The sequence below is a fragment of the Microbacterium aurantiacum genome (assembly GCF_021654035.1).
GTDB classification, from domain to species: domain Bacteria; phylum Actinomycetota; class Actinomycetes; order Actinomycetales; family Microbacteriaceae; genus Microbacterium; species Microbacterium aurantiacum.
The window spans coordinates 213839-236369 of the sequence record NZ_JAJPDW010000004.1 but is presented as its reverse complement, the minus strand read 5'-3'; the positions used below and the strand labels follow the sequence as shown (position 1 = coordinate 236369).

The 22531-nt window shown below is 70.4% G+C and carries 26 protein-coding genes and 1 tRNA gene; 23 read left to right on the top strand and 4 right to left on the bottom strand.

From position 1 onward, the window contains the following. Positions 1 to 155: 155 nt before the first annotated feature. Genes LTL01_RS11070 through LTL01_RS10990 form a run of 17 tightly spaced genes read left to right on the top strand, consistent with a single transcriptional unit; the run spans position 156 to position 16171 of the window. Complete coding sequence (locus LTL01_RS11070; protein WP_236968606.1) at positions 156 to 938, top strand: hypothetical protein; 783 nt, start codon at positions 156 to 158, stop codon at positions 936 to 938. Then, positions 938 to 1984, top strand: a complete 1047-nt coding sequence (locus LTL01_RS11065) for an HAD-IIA family hydrolase (RefSeq protein ID WP_236968605.1) — start codon at positions 938 to 940, stop codon at positions 1982 to 1984. Before LTL01_RS11070 ends, LTL01_RS11065 begins: the two co-directional genes overlap by 1 nt. Positions 1985 to 2005: 21 nt before the next feature. After that, entirely contained in the window at positions 2006 to 2158 is a 153-nt protein-coding gene (locus LTL01_RS11060; RefSeq protein WP_236968604.1) for a hypothetical protein, read from the top strand. Beyond that, a complete protein-coding gene (locus tag LTL01_RS11055; RefSeq protein ID WP_236968603.1) occupies positions 2155 to 2955 on the top strand; it encodes a TlyA family RNA methyltransferase in 801 nt (266 codons plus the stop codon). The genes LTL01_RS11060 and LTL01_RS11055 overlap by 4 nt, the downstream gene beginning before the upstream one ends. Then, positions 2952 to 3908, top strand: a complete 957-nt coding sequence (locus LTL01_RS11050) for an NAD kinase (RefSeq protein ID WP_236968602.1) — start codon at positions 2952 to 2954, stop codon at positions 3906 to 3908. The genes LTL01_RS11055 and LTL01_RS11050 overlap by 4 nt, the downstream gene beginning before the upstream one ends. Further along, positions 3905 to 5596 (top strand): DNA repair protein RecN, encoded by a 1692-nt coding sequence (recN, locus tag LTL01_RS11045; protein WP_236968615.1) that lies wholly within the window; start codon positions 3905 to 3907, stop codon positions 5594 to 5596. Before LTL01_RS11050 ends, recN begins: the two co-directional genes overlap by 4 nt. Positions 5597 to 5613: 17 nt before the next feature. Beyond that, positions 5614 to 7326 (top strand): CTP synthase, encoded by a 1713-nt coding sequence (pyrG, locus tag LTL01_RS11040; protein WP_236968614.1) that lies wholly within the window; start codon positions 5614 to 5616, stop codon positions 7324 to 7326. Further along, on the top strand, positions 7319 to 7903 hold the full coding sequence (locus LTL01_RS11035; protein WP_236968601.1) for an NUDIX domain-containing protein: 585 nt from the start codon (positions 7319 to 7321) through the stop codon (positions 7901 to 7903). Before pyrG ends, LTL01_RS11035 begins: the two co-directional genes overlap by 8 nt. Position 7904: 1 nt before the next feature. After that, the gene (gene xerD / locus LTL01_RS11030; protein WP_236968600.1) at positions 7905 to 8879 is read left to right on the top strand and encodes a site-specific tyrosine recombinase XerD; all 975 of its coding nucleotides are present in this window, start codon (positions 7905 to 7907) and stop codon (positions 8877 to 8879) included. Further along, the gene (locus LTL01_RS11025) at positions 8866 to 9750 is read left to right on the top strand and encodes a ParA family protein (RefSeq protein ID WP_236968599.1); all 885 of its coding nucleotides are present in this window, start codon (positions 8866 to 8868) and stop codon (positions 9748 to 9750) included. Before xerD ends, LTL01_RS11025 begins: the two co-directional genes overlap by 14 nt. Beyond that, the gene (locus LTL01_RS11020) at positions 9734 to 10549 is read left to right on the top strand and encodes a segregation and condensation protein A (RefSeq protein WP_236968598.1); all 816 of its coding nucleotides are present in this window, start codon (positions 9734 to 9736) and stop codon (positions 10547 to 10549) included. The genes LTL01_RS11025 and LTL01_RS11020 overlap by 17 nt, the downstream gene beginning before the upstream one ends. Then, on the top strand, positions 10539 to 11144 hold the full coding sequence (gene scpB, locus LTL01_RS11015; RefSeq protein WP_236968597.1) for an SMC-Scp complex subunit ScpB: 606 nt from the start codon (positions 10539 to 10541) through the stop codon (positions 11142 to 11144). Before LTL01_RS11020 ends, scpB begins: the two co-directional genes overlap by 11 nt. Beyond that, positions 11141 to 11908 (top strand): pseudouridine synthase, encoded by a 768-nt coding sequence (locus LTL01_RS11010; RefSeq protein WP_236968596.1) that lies wholly within the window; start codon positions 11141 to 11143, stop codon positions 11906 to 11908. The genes scpB and LTL01_RS11010 overlap by 4 nt, the downstream gene beginning before the upstream one ends. Further along, positions 11909 to 13015, top strand: a complete 1107-nt coding sequence (locus LTL01_RS11005; RefSeq protein ID WP_236968595.1) for a prephenate dehydrogenase — start codon at positions 11909 to 11911, stop codon at positions 13013 to 13015. After that, on the top strand, positions 13012 to 13710 hold the full coding sequence (gene cmk, locus LTL01_RS11000) for a (d)CMP kinase (RefSeq protein WP_236968594.1): 699 nt from the start codon (positions 13012 to 13014) through the stop codon (positions 13708 to 13710). Before LTL01_RS11005 ends, cmk begins: the two co-directional genes overlap by 4 nt. Positions 13711 to 13768: 58 nt before the next feature. Continuing rightward, complete coding sequence (der, locus tag LTL01_RS10995) at positions 13769 to 15241, top strand: ribosome biogenesis GTPase Der (protein ID WP_372461341.1); 1473 nt, start codon at positions 13769 to 13771, stop codon at positions 15239 to 15241. 57 nt (positions 15242 to 15298) lie between these two features. Then, positions 15299 to 16171, top strand: coding sequence for an NUDIX domain-containing protein (locus LTL01_RS10990; protein ID WP_236968592.1), 873 nt, complete (start codon positions 15299 to 15301; stop codon positions 16169 to 16171). A 25-nt stretch (positions 16172 to 16196) separates the two neighbouring features. Here the strand turns inward: LTL01_RS10990 and LTL01_RS10985 are convergent, their stop codons facing one another. After that, positions 16197 to 17678, bottom strand: a complete 1482-nt coding sequence (locus LTL01_RS10985; protein WP_372461337.1) for an MDR family MFS transporter — start codon at positions 17676 to 17678, stop codon at positions 16197 to 16199. 109 nt (positions 17679 to 17787) lie between these two features. On the opposite strand from LTL01_RS10985, the gene LTL01_RS10980 reads away from it, so the two are divergent. Genes LTL01_RS10980 through LTL01_RS10970 form a run of 3 tightly spaced genes read left to right on the top strand, consistent with a single transcriptional unit; the run spans position 17788 to position 19257 of the window. Then, on the top strand, positions 17788 to 18432 hold the full coding sequence (locus LTL01_RS10980; protein WP_236968591.1) for a TetR family transcriptional regulator: 645 nt from the start codon (positions 17788 to 17790) through the stop codon (positions 18430 to 18432). Between the two features lie 31 nt (positions 18433 to 18463). Beyond that, complete coding sequence (locus LTL01_RS10975; RefSeq protein ID WP_236968590.1) at positions 18464 to 19042, top strand: alpha/beta fold hydrolase; 579 nt, start codon at positions 18464 to 18466, stop codon at positions 19040 to 19042. Further along, complete coding sequence (locus LTL01_RS10970) at positions 19039 to 19257, top strand: hypothetical protein (RefSeq protein ID WP_236968589.1); 219 nt, start codon at positions 19039 to 19041, stop codon at positions 19255 to 19257. Before LTL01_RS10975 ends, LTL01_RS10970 begins: the two co-directional genes overlap by 4 nt. 18 nt (positions 19258 to 19275) lie before the next feature. Here the strand turns inward: LTL01_RS10970 and LTL01_RS10965 are convergent, their stop codons facing one another. Both LTL01_RS10965 and LTL01_RS10960 read right to left on the bottom strand, forming a co-directional pair. Then, positions 19276 to 19641 (bottom strand): RNA-binding S4 domain-containing protein, encoded by a 366-nt coding sequence (locus LTL01_RS10965; RefSeq protein WP_236968588.1) that lies wholly within the window; start codon positions 19639 to 19641, stop codon positions 19276 to 19278. Positions 19642 to 19684: 43 nt separating this feature from the next. Then, the gene (locus tag LTL01_RS10960) at positions 19685 to 20272 is read right to left on the bottom strand and encodes a GNAT family N-acetyltransferase (protein WP_236968587.1); all 588 of its coding nucleotides are present in this window, start codon (positions 20270 to 20272) and stop codon (positions 19685 to 19687) included. A gap of 114 nt (positions 20273 to 20386) precedes the next feature. On the opposite strand from LTL01_RS10960, the gene LTL01_RS10955 reads away from it, so the two are divergent. Further along, positions 20387 to 20460: transfer RNA gene (locus LTL01_RS10955), tRNA-Pro, on the top strand. A gap of 234 nt (positions 20461 to 20694) precedes the next feature. Here the strand turns inward: LTL01_RS10955 and LTL01_RS10950 are convergent. Then, positions 20695 to 21165, bottom strand: coding sequence for a site-specific integrase (locus LTL01_RS10950; protein WP_236968586.1), 471 nt, complete (start codon positions 21163 to 21165; stop codon positions 20695 to 20697). Between the two features lie 418 nt (positions 21166 to 21583). Between LTL01_RS10950 and LTL01_RS10945 the strand changes: the two genes are divergently transcribed. Together LTL01_RS10945 and LTL01_RS10940 are read left to right on the top strand one after the other, a co-directional pair. Continuing rightward, positions 21584 to 21715, top strand: coding sequence for an iron chelate uptake ABC transporter family permease subunit (locus LTL01_RS10945; protein ID WP_372461340.1), 132 nt, complete (start codon positions 21584 to 21586; stop codon positions 21713 to 21715). A 66-nt stretch (positions 21716 to 21781) separates the two neighbouring features. Further along, a complete protein-coding gene (locus tag LTL01_RS10940; RefSeq protein ID WP_236968585.1) occupies positions 21782 to 22510 on the top strand; it encodes an ABC transporter ATP-binding protein in 729 nt (242 codons plus the stop codon). Positions 22511 to 22531: the final 21 nt, after the last annotated feature.

Genomic DNA, 22531 nt, shown 5'->3' with positions numbered 1-22531 from the left:
TCGTTAACAACACCCACACGCAACCAAACGCCGTGGGGACACAGGAACAGAGTGACCTTCGAGGAGTCGACATGGCCGAGCGCCGATCCGATGACAGCGCGCGAGACCGCGGTCGCGGGGGTGGCCGGCCGCCGCGTCGAGACGGTTCTCGTCCCGTGCGAGGAGGCGCGGACCGGCCGGACCGGCGTCCCCGTGACGGCGCAGCACGCGAGGATCGCCCGCGACACGATGACCCGCCGATCCCCGAGGAGGTCACCGCGCGGGACCTCAACGGTCCGGCGCGCAATGAGCTGAAGACGCTGAGCAAGGAGAACGCCGACGAGGTCGCGCGGCACCTCGCGATGGCGGCTCGCCTCATCGACGACGATCCGGCGCTCGCGCACCGACATGCCCTTGCCGCATCCCGTCGTGCCGGTCGCATCGCGATCGTGCGGGAGACGGTCGCGATCACCGCCTACGCGACCGAGGACTACGCGCTGGCGCTCCGGGAGCTGCGCACGTATCGGCGGATCTCCGGCAAGGACGACCAGATCGCGCTCCTCGTGGACAGCGAGCGCGGGGTCGGGCGCCCCGATCGGGCGCTCGAGGTCGGGCGGGCCGTCGACCGCTCCGCGCTTCCGGTGCCGGTGCGCGTGGAGCTGGCGATCGCGATGTCCGGCGCGCGACTTGACCTCGGCGAGACCGAGCGCGCGCTGACCGAGCTGGACATTCCGGAACTGGACCCCGACCGGGCATTCGAGTGGAGCCCGGCGCTCTTCGCGGCACGCGCCGCTGTCCTGGAGGAGCTCGGCCGCACGGATGAGGCGGCGCTGTGGCAGCGTCGTGCCGACATCGCCGCCGAGGCGTTGCACGACGCCAGCGGAGCGGCTGACCTCGAGACGATCGTGATCGAGGACACGGTGATCGAGGACGATGCCGTCGAGGGCGATCGATCCTGATGGGTCTCTCGGCGAAGCGCCTCTTCGGCCGTGGCGGTGCGACCCCGCTGGACGGCGTGGACACCGTCCTCGCGGATCTGGACGGCGTGGTCTACGCGGGAGCCGGCGCGCTTCCGCACGCGGTCGACAGTCTCCAACGTGCCCGCGAGGGGCGGGCCCTCGGCTTCATCACCAACAACGCCTCCCGAACGGACGCATCGGTGGCGGCGCACCTGAGCGAGCTGGGCATCCCCACTCGTCCGGAGGACGTGGTGACGAGTCCGCAGGCGGCGATGCGCCTCCTGACGACGCTCGTGCCGGCGGGCTCGACCGTGCTCGTGGTGGGTGGCGAGGGGTTGCTGACCGAGGTGACGAAGGCGGGCTTCCGGGTCACCCGGAGCGCTGATGACGCACCCGCAGCCGTGGTGCAGGGATTCGCGCCCGAGGTCGGCTGGTCGCAGTTGGCCGAAGCGGCCTACGCTCTGGCCGTGCCGGAGGAGGACGGCGGCATCCCCTGGATCGCCACCAACACGGACTGGACGATCCCGCAGGCGCGGGGGATCGCGCCGGGGAACGGAACGCTCGTCTCCGCGGTGCACACGGCGGTGGGCCGCCTCGCCACCGTCGCCGGCAAGCCCGAGGTCCCGATCTTCCACGAGGCCGTATCCCGTTTCGGGTCTCAACGCGCGCTGTTCCTCGGCGATCGATTGGACACCGACATCCTCGGGGCGAACCGCGCGGGCATCCCGTCCGCGCTCGTCCTGACCGGAATCGATCGCCCGAAGCACGTGCTGGCCGCGCCGCAGGGGTCGCACCCGACGTACATCCTCGGTGATCTGCGCCAGCTCCACGAGCCCTACCCGGAGGTCACTGTGCGCGGGGACGTCGCGACGGCCGGGCGCGCACGCGTGCGCATCGACGGCGTGGACGTCCGCATCGACAGCGCCGGAGACGCGCAGATCGATCTCTTGCGCGCCGCCGCGGCGGCGATCTGGTCGACGGGCCGTGCGATCTTCGGGTTCCGTGTTCCCGAGCAGCTCTACGCCGATCCGTTCCACCGTCCCTGAGGTGCGTCGTAGCATGGGCCGATGGACCGCTTCGAGGTGACCGAGACCGCCGACCTCCTCTCCGCGCTCGAGGTGATCGAGGCACAACCCCTCGCGTCCCGTGCCGACGCCTTCGCGTCGCTGCACGATGCCCTGGCGAGGGAACTCGAGGCGGGGCCGACCTCGTCTTCATGACGGAGCGACTGGATGCCGCTCTCGCGGCGCGCGGCCTGGCGCGGTCGCGCAGCCATGCGGCGACGCTGATCTCCGCCGGTATGGTCAGCGTCGACGGGCGACCCGTGATCAAGGCGGCGGCGAAAGTGGAGCCCGGCCAGGAGATCACCGTCGCGGGCGCAGATCACTACGTCAGCCGCGCCGCGCACAAGCTGATCGCCGCGCTCGACGGTTTCGCGCTGGACGTGTCCGGTCGGCTCGCCCTCGACCTCGGCGCGTCGACGGGCGGCTTCACCCAGGTTCTGCGTGAGCGCGGAGCCCGCGAGGTGCTCGCGGTCGACGTGGGGCACGGCCAAATGGAGCCCACCGTCGCAGCCGACCCCGGCGTCGTTGTCGTCGAGGGCTTCAACGCGCGGTACATGACCGCCGACCTCCTCGCCGAGGCGGCCGGGCGCGCCGAGGCTCCGACGGTCGTCACCGGCGACCTGTCCTTCATCTCGCTCATCCATGTGCTTCCGGCGGTCGCGCAGGTCATCGGACGGGACGCGGATGTCGTCCTCCTGGTCAAACCGCAGTTCGAAGTGGGGCGCACGGCCGTCAAGGGCGGGCTCGTGACGAACCCGATCGCGCGCGTCGACGCCGTGGAGCGGGTGCTCTGGGCCGCGTGGGACCAGGGGCTCGGCATCCGCGGGTTCCTCGCGTCGCCGCTGGTCGGCACGCACGGGAACGCCGAGTACATCGTCCACCTGGCGCCGGGGCACGAGGCCGATCCGTCAGAATGGTCAGACACCGTGAACCGACTGGCAGGAAGCCGATGAACGACGATGCCCGCGTGAAGCGCCACATCCTGGTGGTCGCTCACGCGCTGCGCGACGACACCGTCGATGCGGCCGACAGGGTGGTGCGGGCTCTCCGCGCGGCCGGGGCGACGCCGGTGCTCGCGGCCGATGACCGGGTGGAGCTGGTTGCGGCACGCGCGGGGTTCGACGACGTCGCGGCCCTCGGGTCCGACGTCGCCGTGGAGGACATCGAGCTGGCCATCGTGCTCGGGGGAGACGGAACGATCCTGCGGGCGGCGGAGCTCGTGCGGGAGGGGACCGCCCCGGTCCTCGGCATCAACATGGGGCACGTCGGCTTCCTCGCCGAGATCGACAAGGACGACATGGACGAGGCGGTCCGCCGCGTCGTCGATCGGGCGTACGACGTCGAGGAGCGTCTTGCGCTGCAGGTCCGCGTCAAGAACGCCCAGGACGAGGTCATCTACGAAACCTGGGCCTTGAACGAGGCCACGGTGGAGAAGGCCAGCCGTGAACGGATGCTGGAGGTCGTCATCGAGGTCGACGGACGCCCCCTCTCGAGCTTCGGCTGCGACGGGGTCGTCGTCTCGACGCCAACGGGATCCACCGCGTACAACTTCTCCGCCGGGGGACCGGTCATCTGGCCGAGCGTCCAGGCCATCGCGGTCATTCCGCTCTCGGCGCACGCTCTCTTCGCCAGGCCGTTGGTGGTCGGGCCCGAGCACGCCGTGGCCATCGAGGTGCTCGAACGCACCAACGGCATCGGGGTGCTCTGGTGCGATGGGCGGCGCTCTCACGATCTCCCGCCGGGTGCGCGCGTGGTCGTGCGTCGTTCGCGTCGGCCGGTCCGCCTTGCACGCCTGCACCCCGCCGCGTTCACCGACCGGCTCGTCCGCAAGTTCCGCCTTCCGGTCGAGGGATGGCGCGGCCCGACGGCGCCCGCCGGGCGCGGCACGAAGGACCCCGCGTCGTGATCGAGGAGATGCGGCTGCGGGACCTCGGTGTGATCTCGGAGGCGACGCTTCCGATCGGACCGGGTTTCACGGCGATCACCGGTGAGACGGGCGCCGGCAAGACCATGGTCGTCACAGGCCTCGGCCTGCTCCTCGGGCAACGCGCCGACTCATCCGCGGTCCGCTCCGGCGCTGCCAGCGCCGCCGTCGACGGCGTCTGGATCGTCGACGACGACGGCCCTGTCGCGGACCGCGTGCGGGACGCCGGCGGCGAGATCGACCCGCTCGGCGACGGACGGGGCGAGCTGATCGTCGGGCGCACCGTCTCCCGCGAAGGCCGGGGGCGCGCCACCGTCGGAGGCCGAGCGGCACCGGCTGCGGTACTCGGCGATCTGGCCGATCACCTGGTGGTCGTGCACGGACAGTCCGAGCAGTTGCGGCTGCGGTCGGCTGCCGCCCAGAGGGAGGCGCTCGACAGGTTCGGCGGCGCTCCCCTTCACGCGGCGCGCGACGCCTACGCTGCGGCATTCTCGCGGTGGCGAGATCTGGACGAGACGCTGACGACGCTGGTCGCGCAGCGCGACCAGCGCGCGCGCGAAGCCGATATTCTTCGGTCGCAGCTCGACACCCTCGAGCAGGTCGCGCCGCAGCCGGGCGAGGACGCCGAACTCGCCGTGCGCGCCGAGCGTCTGGCGAACGGCGAGGAGCTTCGGCTTGCGGCGGCCACGGCGCACGCGGTCCTCTCCGGCGACGGCGACGCGCCGGACGCCGGCATCCTGCTGGCGGAGGCTCGTCGCGTGCTCGAACGCGTCCAGGATCCGGCGCTCGCGGACATCGGCGAGCAGATCAGCGAGCTCGGCTACCGCGTCGCGGACATCGCGGCCTCGCTCGCCGGCTTCCTCGCGGACCTGGACGAGTCCGGGCCCCATGAACTCGCCGCCGTCGAGGAGCGACGCGCGCTCCTCGGTGCGCTGGTGCGCGAGCACGGTTCTCTCGAGGCCGCACTCGCGCTGTGGGAGGCGGGATCGTTGCGCCTCGCCGAACTCGACGACGACTCCGGTCGCGCCGAGCGACTGGCCGAGGAGCGGGACGACGCCGCGCGCGCCCTGGACACCGCGGCCGCCGCCCTCACCGCTGCGCGGGCGGAGGCCGCGGGACGCCTCGCGGAGGCCGTCACTGCGGAGTTGCATGCGCTCGCGATGGCCGACGCGCGCCTGGAGGTGCGGATCGCGCCCGCTCCTGCGACAGCGGCGGGCCGTGACGAGGTGTCACTCCTCCTCGCCCCGCATCCCGGTGCCGAGCCCCGTCCGGTCTCCCGCGGCGCATCCGGGGGAGAGCTCAGCCGCGTGATGCTCGCCATCGAGGTCGTCATCGCCGCGACCGATCCGGTTCCGACCTTCGTCTTCGACGAGGTGGACGCCGGGATCGGCGGTGCGGCGGCGATCGAGGTGGGGCGACGGCTCGCCCGCCTCGCCGAGGGATCCCAGGTCATCGCCGTGACCCATCTCGCCCAGGTCGCCGCGTTCGCGGGCAATCATCTCTCCGTGGTGAAGGCCGGCGACGGCGGCGTCACCTCGTCCGACGTCCGACGCCTCGAGGGGGCGGAACGGGAGGCGGAGATGGCACGACTCCTCTCCGGAATGCCCGATTCCGAGGCGGCCCTGACCCACGCGCGCGAGTTGCTCGAACTCGGCGCATCCCGGCACTGATAGGATCGAAGCCCGTGATGCAGACTTCTGGAGATGTCCCTGAAACGGCCTCCCACGGTGACAAGAACAGCGACACCACCAAGCACATTTTCGTGACCGGCGGTGTCGTTTCTTCGTTGGGCAAGGGATTGACCGCCGCCAGCCTCGGCAACCTCCTCACCGCGCGCGGACTGCGCGTGGTGATGCAGAAGCTCGACCCGTACCTGAACGTCGACCCGGGGACGATGAATCCGTTCCAGCACGGCGAGGTCTTCGTGACCGACGACGGCGCTGAGACCGACCTCGACATCGGTCACTACGAGCGGTTCCTGGACATCGAGCTCAGCCAGGCCGCCAACGTCACGACCGGGCAGGTCTACTCCCAGGTGATCGCGCGCGAGCGGCGCGGCGAGTACCTGGGCGACACGGTCCAAGTGATCCCGCACATCACGGACGAGATCAAGCGTCGTATGCGGCTGCAGGCCACCGAGGTGCCGCGCCCCGACGTCATCATCACCGAGATCGGCGGCACGGTCGGCGACATCGAGTCGCAGCCGTTCATCGAGTCCGCGCGCCAGATCCGTCACGAGCTCGGTCGCGGCAACGTGTTCTTCGTCCACGTCTCCCTGGTCCCGTTCATGGGCGCGTCGGGGGAGCAGAAGACCAAGCCCACCCAGCACTCCGTGCAGGCTCTGCGCCAGATCGGCATCCAGCCCGATGCGCTGGTGCTCCGCAGTGATCGTCCCGTCACGGAGTCGAACAAGCGCAAGATCGCGCTCATGTGCGACGTGGACGAGGATGCCGTCGTCAACGCGGTCGACGTGCCGAGCATCTACGACATCCCGACGATGCTGAACACGCAGGGACTGGACTCGTACATCGTGCGGGCACTCGGCCTCGGCGGATCGGCGGACGTGGACTGGTCCCGCTGGGACCGCGTGCTCCAGGCGGTGCACAATCCGAAGCACGAAGTGACGATCGGACTGGTCGGGAAGTACATCGATCTCCCCGACGCGTACCTCTCCGTGACCGAGGCCATCAAGGCCGGGGGCTTCGCCCACGAGACCCACGTCACGCTCCGCTGGATCCCGTCGGACGAGTGCGACACGCCGGAGGGCGCTGCGCGCGCGCTCGGCGACCTGGACGGCATCGTCGTTCCCGGCGGGTTCGGCATCCGCGGCATCGAGGGCAAGCTCGGCGCCCTGCGCTTCGCCCGCGAGCAGGGGATCCCGACGCTCGGCATCTGCCTGGGCCTCCAGTGCATGGTCATCGAATACGCCCGCAACAAGGCCGGTCTCGAGGGCGCGTCCTCGAGCGAGTTCGAGCCGGAGACGGACTTCCCCGTGATCGCGACGATGGCCGAGCAGGTCGACATCCTCGAAAGCGGCGACCTCGGAGGCACGATGCGTCTGGGGCTCTATCAGGCCGACCTCGCGCCCGGGTCCCTCGCCGAGGAGGTCTACGGCGCCGCGACCGCGTCCGAGCGGCACCGTCACCGGTACGAGGTCAACAATCGCTTCCGCGAACAGATCGCCGAGGCGGGGCTGATGTTCTCGGGCCTCTCGCCTGACCGGAACCTCGTGGAGTACGTCGAGCTTCCCCGCGACGTCCACCCGTACTACATCGCCACCCAGGCGCACCCGGAGCTGCGCTCTCGCCCGACCGCGCCGCACCCGCTGTTCCGCGGACTCATCGGCGCGGCACTGGAACGTCACCGCTCCAGTGAGCTGTTCGACGTGGACAATGGCTGAGCAGCTGCGCGACGAGCCGGTCGAGGCCGCGGTCACCGACAGCGACCTCGTCTACGAGGGGCGGGTGTGGGACGTCCGCAGCGACACCCTCCGCTATGGCGACGAGGAGATCGTCAGGCAGTACGTCGCCCATCCCGGTGCGGCTGCGGTGGTCGCGCTCGATGACGAGGACCGGGTGCTGCTGATCCAGCAGTACCGGCATCCCATCCGCCACCGGGACTGGGAGATCCCGGCGGGGCTCCTGGATGTGCCCGGTGAGCCGCCGGCCGAGACGGCTCGCCGCGAGCTCGCGGAGGAGGTCGATCTCGTTGCCGAGCGTTGGGAGAATCTCGTCTCGGTCTTCACCACCCCCGGAGGCAACGACGAGGTGGTCCACGTGTTCCTCGCCCGGGGTCTGTCGGCCGTCGGACACGCCCACGCACGCGAGGCCGAGGAAGCCGACATCCGCATCGAGTGGATTCCGCTCGCCGACGCCGTCGACGGCGTGCTCGCGGGACGGTTGCGCAACGGCATCCTCGCCGTCGGTGTGCTGGCAGCCGCGGAACGGCTGCGGCGGACGGATCCGAACGAGCGCTGACGTGCGCCCGGATCGAGCGGTCGACGACTACCTGCGCCATGTGGCGCTCGAACGGGGGCTGTCCGACCATACGGTCGCGGCCTACCGCCGTGACCTCGCGACGTATCTCGCATGGCTCGATGAGCAGGGGATCGGCGACACCTCCGACATCGGCGTCGAGACCGTCACCGCCTTCGTCGCCGCGCACGCATCCTCGCAGCCGCAACCCGCACCGTCCTCGCTCGCGCGGCTGCAGTCGTCCGTGCGGGGGCTCCACCGCCACCTCACGCGGGAAGGCATCGAGGACGAGGACCCGACGCGTCGGATGCGTCCACCCCGCCAGCCCCGACGACTGCCGAAAGCCCTCACGATCACGCAGGTGGAGGACCTCCTGGATGCCGCCGGCCCCGCGCCCGCGGAGGTGTCGCCGACGGATCCCGTGGCCCTTCGCGACCGCGCCCTCCTGGAGCTGCTCTACGCCACCGGTGCTCGCGTGTCCGAGATCGTGCAGCTGGACGTCGACGACCTCGCGGACCGCGAGGTGGTGCGCGTGCGCGGAAAGGGGGACAAGGAACGCATGGTCCCGGTGGGGTCCTACGCCCGGGCGGCCCTGGAGGCCTACCTCACCCGCGCGCGTCCGGAACTCGCCCGGCGGGGGCGGGGGAGCGCCCGGCTGTTCCTCGGTGCACGAGGGGCCCCGCTGTCGCGCCAGAGCGCATGGCTGGTGATCCGTGCGGCGGCCGAGCGCGCACAGCTGACCGCGCACGTGTCGCCGCACACTCTGCGGCACTCCTTTGCCACCCACCTGCTGCAGGGCGGTGCCGACGTGCGTGTCGTCCAGGAGCTGCTCGGACACGCCTCGGTGGCGACGACCCAGATCTACACCCACGTCTCGATCGACGCGCTCCGCGACGTGTACGTCACGGCTCACCCGCGCGCTCGGGGCTACAATCGACCGGACGGTCAGGAAGTGGAGAGTATCGGTGGCGGGCAGTAAGCGGAGCGCGGCGAAGGTGTCCGAGGACGACACCCCGATCGGCCCCACCGGGCGACCCTATCGGGGCTTCCCCACCCCGCCGAAGCTCGACGGTCACGGACCGGCGCGCATCATCTCGCTCTGCAACCAGAAGGGCGGGGTCGGCAAGACCACCACCACGATCAACCTCGCCGCCTCTCTGGCCAGCTACGGCCGACGCGTCCTCGCGGTGGACTTCGATCCGCAGGGAGCGCTGTCGGCGGGACTCGGGATCCAGACCCACGACATCCCGACGATCTACGATCTGCTGCTGGACGGCAAGCGCGATCCGCACGAGGTCATCGTCCGGACCCGCGTGGAGGGCCTGGACGTCATCCCCGCCAACATCGACCTCTCGGCGGCCGAGGTGCACCTGGTCAACGAGGTTGCGCGCGAGCAGACCCTCGCCCGCGCCCTGCGTCGCGTCGCGGGGGAGTACGACGTCATCCTCGTCGACTGCCAGCCGTCCCTCGGGCTCCTGACGGTCAACGCGCTGACCGCCAGCCATGGGGTCCTCATCCCGTTGGAGTGCGAGTTCTTCGCGCTCCGCGGGGTCGCGATGCTCATCGAGACCATCGACAAGGTCCGCGACCGGCTCAACCCCACGATCGAGCTCGACGGTGTGCTGGCGACGATGTACGACGCGCGCACCCTGCACTCCCGTGAAGTCCTCGAGCGCGTCGTGGACGCGTTCGGCGACGACGTGCTGGAGACCGTCATCGGTCGGACGGTGAAGTTCCCCGACGCCTCCGTGTCCGGGATGCCGATCACCGAGTTCGCACCCGAGCACGCCGCCGCGCAGGCGTACCTCCGACTCGCGCGGGAGCTGGTCGCCCGTGGCGCCGTCGCCTGAGGCGCCGGCCGACGACACCGCCGGATTCCGGGTCTCCCTCGGCGTCTTCGACGGGCCCTTCGACCTGCTCCTGCAACTCATCTCGCAGCACGAGCTCGACATCACCGAGGTGTCGCTGTCGAAGGTGACCGACGAGTTCATCGCCTACCTGCGCGCCCTCGGCCCCGACCAGGAGCTGGAGGAGGCCTCGGAGTTCCTCGTGGTGGCCGCAACCCTGCTCGACATGAAGGTGGCGGGCCTCCTTCCGCAGGGCGAGTTGGTGGATGCCGAATCCGTGGCGCTCCTGGAGGCGCGCGATCTGCTCTTCGCCCGTCTGCTCCAGTACCGGGCGTTCAAGGAGGTCTCGGCGTGGTTCGAGCGCTGCCTGAGGCGCGAGGATCAGCGGCACGCGCGGTCTGTGCGGCTGGATGCCAAGTACCGACACGCGGCCCCCGAACTGCGGTGGACCCTGACGCCGGACGATTTCGCCGCCCTCGCCCTTCTCGCGATGACGCCGAAGGACATCCCTCACGTGGGGCTGGACCACCTGCACGCTCCGCTGGTGAGCATCCGCGAGCAGGCGGCGATCGTGGTCACCCTTCTTCGCGATGCCGGCACGCTGTCGTTCCGCGAGCTGGTGGCCGGGGTGAGCGCCCCCGGGGTCGTCGTCGCCCGCTTCCTGTCGGTGCTGGAGCTGTACCGGCACGCGGCCCTGTCGTTCGAGCAGCTCGAGCCGCTCGGGGAACTGACCCTCCGCTGGAGCGCGCAGCGGTGGTCCGATGAGAATCTCGCCTCGTTGGGAGCAGATTATGACCGATGACGCCGTGACCGACGCGTCTCCCGCCGTCGACACCGTTCGCCGCGTGGAGGCGATCCTGTTCATCGCCGAGGAACCCCTGTCCCTCGTCTCGCTGGCGGCGACGGTGGGAGCCCCTGTCCCCGCGGTGCGCCAGGCCGTGGACACCCTCGTCGCCGACTACGACGGCCGCGCGGGAGGTCCGCGTCGCGGGTTCGAGCTCCGCGAGGTCGGTGGCGGGTGGCGGATGTACGTCCGCGAGGACCACGACGACCTCATCGCCGAGTACGTCGGCGGACAGGCGCCCGCGCGCCTGTCCCAGGCGGCCCTGGAGACACTCGCCGTCATCGCCTACAAGCAGCCGGTGACGCGCTCGCAGGTCGCGTCGATCCGCGCGGTCAACGTGGACTCGGTCGTGCGCACGCTCCTGGCCCGCGGCCTCATCACCGAGCTGTTCGCCGACGCCGAGACCGGCGCCATCAACTACGGGACCACCGACGCCCTGCTGGTCCACTTGGGAATCAACTCCCTCGACGAGCTCCCTCCGATTTCGCCCTTCCTGGAGGGAGCGGAGGAGGTCGGGCGCGCCGAGGGCCTGGACGAAGGAGTTCGCCGATGAGCGATGTCGAAGGTGTCCGTCTGCAGAAGGTCCTCGCGGCGGCCGGTGTGGCGTCGCGCCGCGTGGTCGAGGACATGATCGTCGCGGGACGGATCCGCATCAACGGGGTCGTGGTGACCGAGCTCGGCCGCCGCATCGACCCCGAATCGGACCTCGTCGACGTCGACGGCACCGCGGTGCAGCTCGACCAGACCAAGCGCTACGTGATCCTCAACAAGCCGACCGGGGTCGTCAGCTCGATGCGCGATGACCGCGGCCGCCCCGATCTGCGTCCCTTCGTCGAGCCGTATCCGGAGCGCCTGTTCAATGTCGGGCGTCTGGATGCCGAGACCAGCGGTCTGCTGGTCCTCACCAACGACGGCGACCTCGCGCACGTGCTCGCGCATCCCTCGTTCGGGGTGACCAAGGTCTATATCGCCAAAGTCGAGGGTCGTGTCGCGCCGGCCACCATCCAGCGCCTTCTCACCGGGGTCGAGTTGGAGGACGGGCCGATCTCCGCGGACAAGGCGCGGCTCCTCTCCCGCAGCACGGAGGGGACCGGTTCGCTCGTGGAGCTCACGCTGCACTCCGGACGCAACCGCATCGTCCGACGGATGATGGCCGAAGTGGGGCATCCGGTCGTCGAGCTCGTACGGCGCCAGTTCGGACCCCTCCACCTGGGAACCCTGCCGGCGGGCAAGAGCCGCGAGTTGACTAAAGTGGAGCGCGGCGCCTTGCTCACCCTCGCCCGCGGCGCCACTGCTTCCGAGCATCTGGAGACTTGAGTGACCGACGCCACCGTGCTGGCCACGCGCACGCGCGGACCTGTCCGCATCGTCGGCGCCGGCCTCCTGGGATCGAGCATCGGTCATGCGCTGACCGCCTCGGGGGTCGACGTCGCGCTCGCCGACACCTCGCCCGCGCAGCTGCGCCTCGCCGTCGACTACGGCGCAGGTCGGCCGGCGCGGGAGGGGGACACCCCCGTTCTCGTCGTCGTGGCCGTCCCTCCGGATGTCGTCGCCGACGTGGTGGAGCGTGAGCTCGCGGCCTTCCCGGACGCCGTCGTCACCGACGTCGCGAGCGTCAAGCTCGAGCCTCTGAAAGCGCTGCGCGCGCGCGGCGCCGACCTCACCCGGTACATCGGCTCGCATCCGATGGCCGGTCGCGAGCGCGGCGGAGCCATCGCCGCGCGCGCGGACATCTTCGTGGGCCGGCCGTGGGTCGTGTGCCGTGACGAGGAGACCTCCGCCGCTGATCTGACGATGGTCGAGGCATTGGCCCTCGACCTGGGTGCGACCCCGATCGAGATGACCCCGGAAGAACACGACCGTGCGGTGGCCCTCGTCTCCCACGTGCCGCAGATCGTGTCGAGCCTCCTCGCCGGACGCCTGGCCGACGCGCCGGACCGTTCCCTCCAGCTGACCGGACAGGGGCTGCGGGACACCACGAGGATCGCGGCCTCCGCACCGGAACTATGGGTGCAGATCCTGGGGGCGAACGCCGAGCCCGTGCGCGACGTCCTGAGCGCCCTTGCCGACGATCTGGCGACCGTGGCCGAGGCGCTGCGCGCGCCGGACGCGCCCGGCGCGCGCCGCGCCGTCGCCGACACGATCCGGCGGGGGAACGACGGGGTCGAGAGGCTGCCCGGCAAGCACGGTCAGAACCGCCGATTCGAGCAGGTCGTCGTCATGGTCGACGACACCCCCGGTCAGCTCGGCCGCCTGTTCGGCGAGCTCGGCGAGCTGGATGTGAACGTCGAAGACCTGCGCCTGGAGCATTCGCCCGGCGCCCAGTTCGGTCTCGCCGAGATCAGCGTCGTCCCGGGCGCGGTGCGCCGTGCGGTGGACGGCCTCGAGTCGCGCGGCTGGAAGATTGCGAGCACCACCCCATGACCGATTCCATCCTCGAAACGCCGGTGGTCGTCGCCGTCGACGGTCCTGCCGGGAGCGGCAAATCCAGCGTGTCCCGACAGGTCGCGCGTCGCCGGGGCTACGGCTTCCTCGACACCGGTGCCGCCTACCGCGCCCTCGCGTGGCACGCGCTCGAGCACGGGGCGGACACGTCCGATTCGACCGCCGTGCTGGATGTGCTCGGCGACTTCGACTACGCCATCTCGCTCGATCCCGATGACCGCTGGGTGCGGGTGGGGGACGTGGACGTCACCGCGGCGATCCGCGAGCCGAGGGTGGCGGATGCCGTCAGCGGTGTGGCGCGGGTGCCCGCGGTTCGCCAAGCGCTCACCGCACTGTTCCGCGCCCTCGTGGCCGCGTCCGGTCTGCCCGCGGTGGTCGTCGAGGGCCGGGACATCACGACCGTCGTCGCCCCCGACGCGCCGGCGCGGATCCTGCTGACCGCGGCGCCCGAGGTGCGCGCCGCCCGTCGGAGCGCAGAACTGACATCGCAGGATGCCGCGGCGGTCGCCGAGGCCCTGCACCGGCGCGACGCCGCCGATTCGAAGGTGGTCGACTTCCTCGCCGCGGCGCCCGGCGTCGAGGTCGTCGATTCCACCGACCTGGACTTCGATCAGACGGTGGACGCCGTCCTCGCCGTGATCGACCGAGCCTTGGAGGCTTCCCATGCACACTGACGATCGCGAATTCGACGTCCCCGACGATGCTGCGGCATCCGACGCCCTGGCCCAGCACATGGCCGGTCTCGATGACGACCTCGCCGAGCAACGGGCCGCGGCCCTCCGCGCCGGCCTCGACGACTACGCCCTCGAGGCGGAGGACGCCGAACTGCTGGAGGGCGTCCTCTCCGGTGACGGTGAGATCGAGTACCTGCCGGCGCTCCCCGTCGTCGCCATCGTCGGTCGCCCGAACGTCGGCAAGTCGGCGCTGGTGAACCGCATCCTGGGACGCCGCGAGGCGGTCGTGGAGGACACCCCCGGCGTCACGCGCGACCGGGTGACGTACAAGGCCGAGTGGATGGACCGTCGGTTCACCCTCGTCGACACCGGTGGCTGGGAGCCGGATGCCCGCGGCATCGACCGGTCGGTGGCCGCGCAGGCCGAGGTCGCGATCGATCTGTCCGACGTCGTGCTGTTCGTCGTGGACGCCATGGTGGGGGCGACCTCCACCGACGAGCACGTCGTCAAGCTCCTGCGCAAGAGCGGGAAGCCCGTCTTCCTCGTCGCCAACAAGGTGGACGACGCCCGACAGGAGCCCGAAGCCGCGGCGCTGTGGAACCTGGGCCTCGGTGAGCCGTACCCGGTCTCCGCGATCCACGGTCGGGGTGTCGCGGATCTCCTCGACGAGATCATGAAGGTGCTTCCGGAGATCTCCGCCGTCGCCGGTCACGAGATCGGCGGTCCGCGCCGCGTCGCGATCCTCGGTCGCCCGAACGTGGGGAAGTCCTCCCTGCTGAACAAGGCCGCCGGCGAGGAGCGCGTCGTCGTCAACGAGCTCGCCGGTACGACCCGCGACCCGGTGGACGAGGTCGTGGAGGTCGGCGGCAAGCTCTGGCGGTTCGTCGACACCGCGGGAATCCGCCGTCGCGTGCACCTGCAGCAGGGAGCCGACTTCTACGCGTCGCTGCGGACCTCCGCCGCGCTGGAGAAGGCGGAGGTCGCCGTCGTCGTCCTCGATGTGTCGGAGCCGCTCAGCGAGCAGGACGTCCGCATCATCGACCTCGTGCTGGAGTCCGGCCGCGCGCTCGTGCTGGCCTTCAACAAGTGGGATCGCCTGAACGACGACGACATGGAGGACATCGACCGGCGTCGTTACCTCGAGCGGGAGATCGAGCAGGACCTCGCGCACGTCGCGTGGGCTCCGCGGGTGAACATCTCCGCGCGTACGGGGCGTCACCTCGACAAGCTCGTCCCGGCACTGGAGACGGCTCTGGCGTCGTGGGACCAGCGCATCTCGACCGGCAAGTTCAACGCCTTCCTCGCCGAGCTCGTCGCCGAGCACCCGCACCCGCTCCGCGGAGGCAAGCAGCCGCGCATCCTGTTCGGGACGCAGGCGGCCACGCGTCCGCCGACATTCGTGCTTTTCACGACGGGCTTCCTCGACCCCGGCTACCGCCGGTTCATCCAGCGTCGCCTCCGCGAGGTCTTCGGGTTCGAGGGGACGCCCATCGTGACGAACATGCGGGTGCGGGAGCGTCGCCAGCGCTGACCCCGGCGCGTCGCCAGCGCTGACCCCGGCACGTCGCCGGTGTGCCAGGCTTGCGGGGTGACGAACGAGCGACCGACGCCGAGGAACCCCGGTGACGCGTGGGTGCTCGCTCCGGACGGTGCGCGGTACTGGGGGCGTTTCGGCGCCGCCGGACTTCTCGCCGTGGACGCCGCGCGTGGCATCCTGCTGCAGCACCGGGTGTCGTGGAGCCATTTCGGCGATACCTGGGGGCTTCCGGGTGGCGCACGTCATGAGGACGAGACCGCGACGGATGCCGCACTCCGCGAATCCGCCGAGGAGGCGGGCGTGCCGTCGGGGTCGATCCGTCCGCGGCTGCTGAGCGTGCTGGATCTCGGCTACTGGTCGTACACGACGCTCGTCGGTGACGTCGAGAGGCCGTTCGAGCCCACGATCAGCGATCCCGAGAGCACGGCGCTGGAATGGGTGCCCGCCGACATCGTCCAGGAACGGCCGCTGCATCCGGGGTTCGCCACCGCCTGGGTGCGGTTGCGTGAGCTGCTCTCGGTGCGCCCGGCCGTGGTGATCGATGTCGCGAACGTGATCGGCTCCGTCCCGGACGGCTGGTGGCGCGACCGGGCCGGCGCCGCGGATCGCCTGCTGGCCTCGGTGGCGGAGCGTTCGGGCCGCGGCATCCCCGCAGCGGAGCTGTCGCTTCCCGAGCACACGTGGTTCCCCGAGTGGGTGGCGGTTGTCGAAGGGGCGGGGCGCGGGGCATCGGATCTCGACGGCCTCTCCGTCGTCCGAGCGGATCGTTCCGGAGACGACGCGATCGTCGCCGAAGCCCGACGTCTCGGGGACGCCGGGCGTTCGGTGACGGTGGTGACGGCGGATCGGGAGCTGGCGGACCGATGCCGGGAGACCGGCGCCGTGGTGCACGGTCCCCGCTGGCTGCGAGATCTTCTGACCTGAGTCCGGCCGCATCGCCGACGTGTGGTCAGTGTGCGACGACCTCGACCGGCGCCGTGGCGTCCACCGTGGCGTTCCGCACGAAGGCGGCGAGGATGACCGCTGCGCTCGCGACGATGGCCCCGACGAAGAAGGCCGCGTGTACGCCGTCCGCGGTCGCGGCGACCGGGTTCGCCCCCTCCGAGGTCGCCGCCGCGGCCGTCACCGACATCAGGGTGACGAAAAGCGCCGTGCCCGCGGCTCCGGCGAGCTGCTGCAGCGTGCTCACCGTGGCCGAGCCGTAGGAGTACAGCGTCGGCGGCAGCGACCCGAGCGCGGAGGTCAGCAACGGCGTGAAGACGAAGCCGAGACCGAGGTTCAGGGCGACGTGCACCGTGATGATCCAGGCGATCGGTGTGCCGACATCGAACGTCGTCATGCCCCAGAGCGCTGCGGCGGCGACGATCATGCCCGGGAGGACGAGGGGTCGCGGTCCGAATCGGTCGAAGAGCGCACCGACCACCGGTGCGATGACACCCATGACGATGCCGCCCGGGAGCAGCATGAGGCCTACGGTGAGGGTGTCGAGTCCCAGGACCTGCTGCAGGTAGAGCGGCAGCAGGATGAGCGATCCGAAGAGCGCGGAGAAGACCACGGCGACGAGCACGGTCGCGAGGGCGAACGGTCGCGACCGGAAGGTGCGCAGATCGAGCAGGGCCGAGTCGGTCCGCTGCAGGCGGATCTGGCGGAGGACGAAGGCGACGACGGAGACGGCGCCGATGGTGATCGGAATCCAGACCGGGACCGGGGCATGACCGGAGGCCGCTTCACCGATCGAGCTCAGGCCGAAGATGAGTCCGCCGAAGCCGAGGGCGGACAGGATCACCGAGAGGATGTCGAAGCTCGCCGCGCGGGTCTCGGTGACGTTCCGTACCCACAGGGCGCCGAGGGTCAGCGCAACGACGGCAATCGGGAGCACGAGCCAGAACATCCAGCGCCAGTCGAGGACGGAAAGGATGATGCCCGAGACGGTCGGGCCGATCGCCGGAGCGACGGCGATGACGATGGAGATGACGCCCATCATGCGTCCGCGGCGCTCGGGAGCGACGATCGTGAGCACCGTCGTGAACAGCAACGGCATCATGATGGCCGTGCCCGAGGCCTGGACGATACGACCGAGGAGCAGGACTTCGAAGCCCGGGGAGAGGGCGGCGATGAGGGTGCCGACCGTGAAGAGGCTCATCGCCGTGAGGTAGAGGCTGCGAAGCGGGAAACGGGCCAGGAGGTATCCCGTGAGCGGGATGACGATGGCCATGGTGAGGAGGAAGCCGGTGGTCAGCCACTGGGCGGTCGCGGCCGTGATGCCGAGGTCTTCCATCAGTCGGGGGAGCGCGACGCTCATGATCGTCTCGTTGAGGATCACGACGAACGCCGACACCACCAGGAGGGCGATGACGGTGCCGGGACGGACGGCGCGTGCGGGACGCGGGTCTTCGGACGACAGGGGAGGGAGGTTCTTCTCGAGGGTCACGGAGACGCTCTTTCTCGTTCGGGGCGCGCCGCGCGGTCGAGCGCGGGCGAGGACTCATCGAGTATATGGCAGTGACTGCCAACTTGGCGGCGGGTGTAGAATCTTCCGCATGACGACTGACGATTCCGCGCCCGTCGGCCTGCGTGAGCGACGACGGCGTGAGACGCTGCGCGAAGTGGCGGACGCCGCGCTCACGCTCTTCGAGGAGCGAGGAGTCGCCGCGACGACGGTGGATGAGATCGCCGCGGCCGCCGGCATCTCTCCGCGGACGTTCTTCCGCTACTACCCGACGAAGGAGCATGCGCTCTTCCACGAGGACGAGGAGTACCGCACGATCCGCGTGGCACTTCTCGACGACGTGCGCGGGGGAGCGGATCTCGCGGCGGCGATCGAACACGCGTGGGTGCGCCTGTTCGACGACTTCGATCGACGGCCCGACATCCGTGCGCGGGTGCTGAGGGTGCGGCGTGTGATCGAATCGGAGCCCACTCTTCTCGCGCGCGCGGTGACCAATGACATCGACGCTGCGGACGAGCTCATCGATGCGGCGGTGGAGGCCGCCGGGGCCGACGTGGACGTGCTGACCATCCGTGCGACGGTCGCGGCGATGGACGCGATCATCCGTGTCGTGTTCGGCGAATGGGTGCGGCGGTCCGAGCTCGGCGACGCCGCGAGTGCCGGCGAGATCTACCGCGAGGTGATCGCGGGTCTCGCACCGCTCGGCGCGCACCTCTCCCGAGACGCGGGGAAGTAGCCCACGGCGCCCTCCGATGTGCGGTGGCTCGATGGCGGCAGAGCATCGTGAGGTCACGGCCTTCGACGGCGCGACGATCGCGTACACGGTGTTCGCCGGCGCGGAGCCGGCGATCGTCATCCTGCACGGGCTTGCCGGGAGCAGCAACGAATTCGTCCCGACCGCTACTGCCCTGGCGCCGAGGCGGATGATCCTCGTGGATCAGCGCGGTCACGGCGCCAGCACGCGGACGCCCGCCGATGTGTCGCGGCTCGCGTTCGTCGACGATGTCGTACGGGTGATCGAAGCGGAGGAGCACGAGCCGGTCGACCTCGTCGGCCAGTCGATGGGGGCGCACACCGCGATGCTCGTGGCGGCGCACCGACCTGACCTGGTCCGGCGGCTGGTGATGCTCGAGGGCGACGCCGGCGGAGGGTCTGCCGACGACCGTGCCGCGATCGGGTCCTTCTTCCGGTCGTGGCCGGTTCCCTTCGCTGATCGCGCCGACGCACGAGAGCTTCTAGGCGACGGCGCGCTCGCCCGGGCGTGGATCGCCGATCTCGAGCAGCGGAGCGACGGATTGCATCCGCGGTTCCACGCGGATGTGATGGTTCGGACACTCGGGGTATGAGCGCGCCGAACCGGAGTGAGTGGGAAAGTGTCAGTGCCCCCACCCTTGTGGTCTACGCGGACGGCGGCATGTTCACCGAGGAGCAGAAGGCCGACTTCGTCGCTCGAGGACGACGCGTGGCGCGGAGGGATCTCGTCCGTGCGTCCCACGACGCTCACCTGGATGCGTTCGACGAGTGGATCGCCGTCCTCGGGCCGTTCCTCGCGGCAGAGTGACTCGCCCCTCCGGCCGGGTCAGCGTCCGCGGAGCTTCTCGATGTCGCGGCGTTCCCGCTTCGTGGGGCGTCCGGCGCCACGATCGCGCACCGGCACGAATGCGGTGAGTTCCCGGGGTGGCGGTGGTGGCGTGCGGTCCTCCACCGCCTCCGCCGCGACGTTCGCGCCGACACGCTTCACGATCGTCTGGCGGACGACGAGCATCCGGTCGAACCCCGAGATCCGGACGCGCACCTCGTCGCCGGGCTTGACGGTCTGAGCAGCCTTCGCCTTCTCGCCGTTCACGCGCACATGACCGGCGCGGCACGCGGTGGTCGCCGCGGATCGGGTCTTGTACACCCGGACAGCCCACAGCCAGGCGTCGACGCGGGCGGTGGTGGTCATCGGTCCATGATGTCAAACAGCGGGGCGTCCCGGTCCGGACGCGTCACCCGTCGAGATCGAGTGCCACCACGACGCGATCCGGGCGCGAGCGCCCGACCTCCCGGAAGCCTGCAGCGAGGAACGTGGACAGGACCCCGTGGAACAGCGAGTTCGCGGTATGGCGACGGTCGGCCTCGGGGTCGATCGGATACGCCTCGAGGATCCGCGCCCCGCCGTCCCGCGCGAGGCGGATGGCGGCGTCGAGCAGTACGGCGTTGAGCCCTGCGCCACGGTGCTCTTTGCGTATCGCGAAGCAGGTGACGGCCCAGATGGATGCGTCGTCCCACGGCTGCCCGGACACGGATGCGAACGCGCGCGTACGCTCGAGTCGAGGTTGACGCATGCGCGGTCCGACTCGCACCCATCCCGCGGCGACGTCCTCAACGTAGGCGATCAGCCCGGGCGGCGAGCCTGCATCGATCTCGTCGCGCAGCATCCGGCGCCGCTCCTCGGCCGTGGCGGCAGAGAACTGCGCGTTGGTGAGTGTCCACCACTGGCACTGGCAACTCGCCCCATCGCCGCCACCCGCGAGGGCGTGCTGGACGTCGGCGAAGCGATCGGCGCTGGCGGCTTCCACGGAGACCCGGCTCATGCGCGCGACCCTATTCGCGGCATCCGCCCCCCGCCATGCCCGGCGGTCGCACGCGTTCGCGGATGCCGTTCCGACCGGCTAGGATAGGGGAGTTGTCCGCGCACGCGCGGCTTCCGGGATGTGGCGCAGCTTGGTAGCGCACTTGACTGGGGGTCAAGGGGTCGCAGGTTCAAATCCTGTCATCCCGACAAAAAGCCCTGGTGAGAGGCAACTTTCACCAGGGCTTCGTCGTTTCTGAGGGTGGTCACTGGCTGGTCCACTCCCTCGATCTGCTCGATCCGTCCGCCGCTGAAGTGGACCAATCCTGTTGGGTGTCGTCGGCCACGAAGTGGACCAATAGGGGCCCGTGGAGTGGACCAGAATCCGCGCAGGGCGATGCTCCGGCCCATTCTGGGAGGGTCTGAGCGGGGCTCGGGAGGCGATCACAGGCGGGGTCCGTCGCGGCGGGTGGTGTCCCTTCTGGTGGGGGCTGCGGACAGGAACTGGTTGGCCTGTCGGGCTGCTTCGGCGAGGTGTCGGTGGTCGGGGTGCAGGTAGCCCTTGGTGGTCTCGATCGACTGGTGCCCGAGTATCTCTTGGAGCACGTGCAGGGCGATGCCGGCGTCGGCCATCCAGGTCGCTCCGGTGTGCCGGAGCCCGTGCCGGGTGAGGTTGTCGAACCCGAGCTTTGCCACGAGGTCGTCCCAGTGCGTCGCGTCCCGGACGGTCGCGGTGGTGAGGACCCCGCCGCGTGGCCCGCGCAGGAGCGGATCGTCGGGCTCCTTGCCGTCAGTGAGACGTTCGAGGCTGGGTTCGAGCGCGTAGAGCATCGGGACGGGGCGGTCTCTTCGGCCTTTGGTCTGCTTGGTGACGAGGCCGCCTTTGCCGGGGTAGTGCTGGCGCCTGATCCACACGATGCGGTTCCCCCAGTCCACGTCCCCGGCACGAGCCCTGCGACCTCGGAGCCACGGGCGGCGAGGAGGGCGGCGAGCATGACGTGATCGGAATACGACTGGTGCACCTTCCCGCACGCGGTGGCGAGCTTCTGCAGTGTCGAAAGGTCCGGCAGGGCGTACTGGCGGAGCGCCCCGGTGGTGTGGGCGATGTGCTTGCCGAGGTTGCGGCGGGCGCGGTGCTTGGCCGGATTGATCGAGATGATGTCGTCACGGACGGCCTCGTCCAGGACCCGGACCAGGGGTGCGATGGAGTTCTTGATGGTCGAGGCGGAGTGCTCGGCCTCCCAGCCGTCGATAGTGCGGTCGGTCATCCCAGCGGTGATCGCGCCGGTCCCACGCACAGGATGCTGTTGCCGCTGTCGGCGCTGGGGGAGCGATCTTCCTCATCTGGGTCGACACGTTCGCACGCTCGGCATTCGCTCCGCACGAAGTGCCGGTCGGCGTCATCACCGCTTTGCTCGGTGCACCGGTCTTCGCGCTCGTGCTGCGCCGGGCGGCTAGAGGATGACGATGCTGACAGCCCGTGACATCGTGTGGTCCGCGGGGGGGCCGCGCGATCCTCGACGGTGTCACGGTGGAGGCTCACGCGGGCCAGGTCCTGGGCATCCTCGGGCCCAACGGCGCCGGAAAGACCTCGCTGCTGCGCATCCTCGCAGGCCTGCGCCGGCCCGAGACCGGGGCGGTCACCCTCAGCGGCCGAGATCTTCGAGGCATGCGACGCCGAATTGTCGCCCGACGCCTCGCGATCGTCGAGCAGTCCCCGGAAGTGCACGGCGACATCACGGTGCAGGAGACGGCGGCATTGGGACGCACCCCGCACCGTGGAACGTTCGCGGCCCTGGACCGAGAGCACCGCGCTGCGATCGAACGCGCCCTCTCCCTGACGGGAATGTCACCCTATCGATCGCGGACGTGGCGCAGTCTGTCCGGGGGTGAGCAGCAGCGAGCGCAGCTCGCGCGTGCGCTGGCGCAGAACCCGGAGGTGCTCGTGCTCGACGAACCGACGAACCATCTCGACATCCGGTACCAGCTAGACGTGCTCGCGCTCGTCGCCTCGCTGGACATGACGGTGATCACGGCGCTGCACGACCTCAATCTCGCCGCGCGATTCTGCGACCGGATCGTGGTGCTCCATGGTGGACACGTCCGGGCGTCGGGTGCGCCGGCCGATGTGCTCACTCCCGAGCTGCTGCGCAGTGTCTATGACGTGGACGCCGTCGTCGCGACCTCGCCCTACACGGGATCCCAGGTCGCGACCTATCTCGGAGCGGTCGCGGATCGCGCCGTGCGAGCAGCCGACTGACAGGGGTTGGGGCGGAGGTAG